Source organism: Actinomadura sp. BRA 177 (assembly GCF_013372625.1).
Taxonomy (GTDB): domain Bacteria; phylum Actinomycetota; class Actinomycetes; order Streptosporangiales; family Streptosporangiaceae; genus Spirillospora.
Genome location: NZ_JABXFD010000320.1, coordinates 1 through 3,066 on the forward strand (window position 1 = coordinate 1; position 3,066 = coordinate 3,066).

Annotated in this window: 3 protein-coding genes; all 3 read right to left on the reverse strand. The window is 73.0% G+C overall.

The annotated features are described in order from the left end of the window. A partial coding sequence (locus HUX53_RS16265) for a biotin/lipoyl-containing protein (RefSeq protein ID WP_303623168.1) occupies positions 1-315 on the reverse strand: 315 nt, incomplete at its 3' end. A 35-nt stretch (positions 316-350) separates the two neighbouring features. Then, positions 351-1,745, reverse strand: a complete 1,395-nt coding sequence (gene lpdA, locus HUX53_RS16270; RefSeq protein ID WP_176404047.1) for a dihydrolipoyl dehydrogenase — start codon at positions 1,743-1,745, stop codon at positions 351-353. A gap of 147 nt (positions 1,746-1,892) precedes the next feature. Beyond that, positions 1,893-3,066 (reverse strand): leucyl aminopeptidase (locus HUX53_RS16275; protein WP_176404048.1); only part of this gene is annotated, 1,174 nt, incomplete at its 5' end.

The following is a 3,066-nucleotide window of genomic DNA, read 5'->3' on the forward strand; positions in this document are numbered from 1 at the left end:
CTGCTGGGCGGGCTCCGGCGCGGCCGGGGCCTGCTGCTCCTGCGCGGCGGGGGCGCCGCCGCCGGACGGCGCGTCGCCCTCGTCGCCGATGACGGCGAGCTCGGCGCCGACCTCGACGGTCTCGTCCTCGGCGACGGTGATGCTGGTCAGGACGCCCGAGGCGGGCGAGGGGATCTCGGTGTCGACCTTGTCGGTGGACACCTCGAGGAGCGGCTCGTCGGTCTCGACGCGCTCGCCCTCCTTCTTGAGCCAGCGGGTGACGGTGCCCTCGGTGACGCTCTCGCCGAGCTGGGGCATGGTGACGGAGACCGGCATGTCTCAGCGACTCCTTCGGATGACTTGTGCGGCGTTCAGCCGTGCACGTGCAGTGGTTTGCCGGCGAGGGCGAGGTGGGCCTCGCCGACCGCCTCGGACTGGGTCGGGTGGGGATGGATCAGCTGGGCGACCTCGCCCGGCAGGGCCTCCCAGTTGTAGATGAGCTGGCCCTCCGCGATGAGCTCGCCGACGCGCGCGCCGACCATGTGCAGGCCGAGGACGGGACCGTCCACGGACGCGATAACCTTGACCTCGCCCTGCGTCCCCAGGATCTTGCTCTTGGGGTTGCCGGCCAGGTCGTAGGTGAACTCCTTGATCTCGTGCCCGCGCTCGCGGGCCGTCGCGGACGTGATGCCGACCGAGGCCACCTCGGGGTCGGAGTAGGTGATGCGGGGCACGCCGTCGTAGTCGATCGGCGCCGGGGCGAGCCCGCTCAGCCGCTCGGCGACGAGGATGCCCTCGGCGAAGCCGACGTGCGCGAGCTGCGGCGTGGGGATCAGGTCGCCGACGGCGGAGATCGTGGGGACGTTCGTCCGGCAGTACTCGTCCACCGTCACGAACCCGCGGTCGGTCTCGACGCCGGCCTCGGCGAGCCCGATGCCGTCGGAGATCGGGCCGCGCCCCACCGCGACGAGCAGCAGCTCCGCGTCGATCGTCGTGCCGCCTTCGAGGGTGACGGAGATGCCGCCCTGCGTCGTCTTGGCGCTCTCGAACCGGGTGCCGACCTCGAACTTGATGCCGCGCTTGCGGAACGCGCGCTCCAGCCGCTTGGAGCTGGACTCCTCCTCCAGCGGCAGCAGGTGCGGCAGCGCCTCCACGATCGTGACCTCGGCGCCGAACGAGCGCCACACGCTGGCGAACTCGACGCCGATCACGCCGCCGCCGAGGATGACGACGGACGCCGGGACGTGCTCCAGCCGCAGCGCGTGGTCGCTGGAGATGACGCGCTCGCCGTCGATCTCCAGGCCGGGCAGCGTCTTCGGCTGCGACCCGGTGCCGAGCACGATGTGCCCGCCCTCGATCGCGGTGGTCCCCCCGTCCGGCGAGGTGACCTCGACCGTGGTCGGGCCCGTCAGCCGCCCGGTGCCGTGCACGACCTCGATGCCCCGGGACTTGATCAGCCCGGTGAGGCCCTTGACGGTCGTGGAGACGACCTTGTCCTTGTAGGCGTTCACGCCGGCGACGTCGATGCCCTCGAACGTGGTCTTGACGCCGAACTTCGCCGCATCGCGCGCGTGGTCCGCCACCTCGGCCGCGTGCAGCAGCGCCTTGGTGGGGATGCAGCCGCGGTTGAGGCACGTGCCGCCGAGTGACTCGTCCCGCTCGATGAGCGCGACCGACCTGCCGAGCTCGGCGGCGCGCAGCGCGCACGCGTAACCGCCGCTGCCGGCACCCAGGACGACGATGTCGAAGGGGCCGCTGTTGGCCACTGGACGCTCCCTTTCCCCTGTCGTGGCGCCCGCGTGGATCGCGGCGCCGCTGGCCCTAGGGCGGGGCGGGGCGCACCGTCACCGGCGGGCCCCCGCCGCCTTGCGAAACCTATTCTGTTCTCCGCCCGGTGACAGCGGACGGATTCGCTACAGAATTCCCGCGGCGACGTCCTCGGCGATCTGCACCAGCGTGCGGGCCGCGGCCCCCGTGCCGCCCTTCGGGGTGTAGCCGTACGGCTCGCCCTTGTTGAACGACGGGCCCGCGATGTCCAGGTGGGCCCACTTGACGCCGTCCGGCACGAACTCCTTGAGGAACGTCCCGGCGACCAGCATGCCTCCCCACCGCTCGCCGCTGATGTTGGCGATGTCGGCGACCGCGGAGTCCAGGCCCTTGCGCAGCTCCGCCGGCAGGGGCATGCCCCAGGACGGTTCGCCCGCGCGCTCGGCCGCCGCCACCACCTTCTCACGGACGCCGTCGTCGTTGGCCATGACGCCGGCGGTCCGGGTGCCGAGCGCGACGAGCTGCGCGCCGGTCAGCGTGGCGACGTCCACGATCAGGTCGGGGGAGTCCTCGCCGGACCGGACGAGCGCGTCCGCCATGACGAGGCGGCCCTCGGCGTCGGTGTTGAGGACCTCGACGGTCTTGCCGCCGTAGATGCGCAGCACGTCGGACGGGCGCTGGGCGGTGCCGCTCGGCATGTTCTCGGCGATCGCGAGGTAGCCGACGACGTTGACCTTGGGGCCGAGCTTGGCGATGGCGGCGAGCGCGCCGAGCACCGCGGCGGCGCCGCCCATGTCGGACTTCATCCAGTCCATCGCGTCGGTCGGCTTGAGCGACAGGCCGCCGGAGTCGAACGTGATGCCCTTGCCGACCAGCGCGAGCGTCCGCGACGCCTCGGCGTGGGTGTAGGCGAGCCGGACGAGGCGCGGCGGGTTGACCGAGCCCTGCCCGACGCCCGCGATGCCGCCGTAGCCGCCCTCCACGAGGGCCTTCTCGTCCAGCACCTCGATCCCGAGGCCGGACTCCGCGGCGACCCGCCCGGCCTCGGCGGCCAGGTCCTCGGGCGACAGGTGCGACGGCGGGGTGTTGACCAGGTCGCGGACGAGCTTCACGGACGCGGCGAGAGTCCGGGCACGCTCGACGGCGGCGTCCTCGGAGGCGGACGCGAGCAGCCGGATCTCCTCGACGGGGCTCTTGTGCGCGTCGCCGGTGCGGTAGGCGTCGAACGAGTACGCGCCTAGCAGCGCGCCGAGCGCGACGGCCTCCACGTCCTCGGCGCCGTCGGCGGGCAGCGCGACGGCGGCGCGCGCGGTGCCGGCG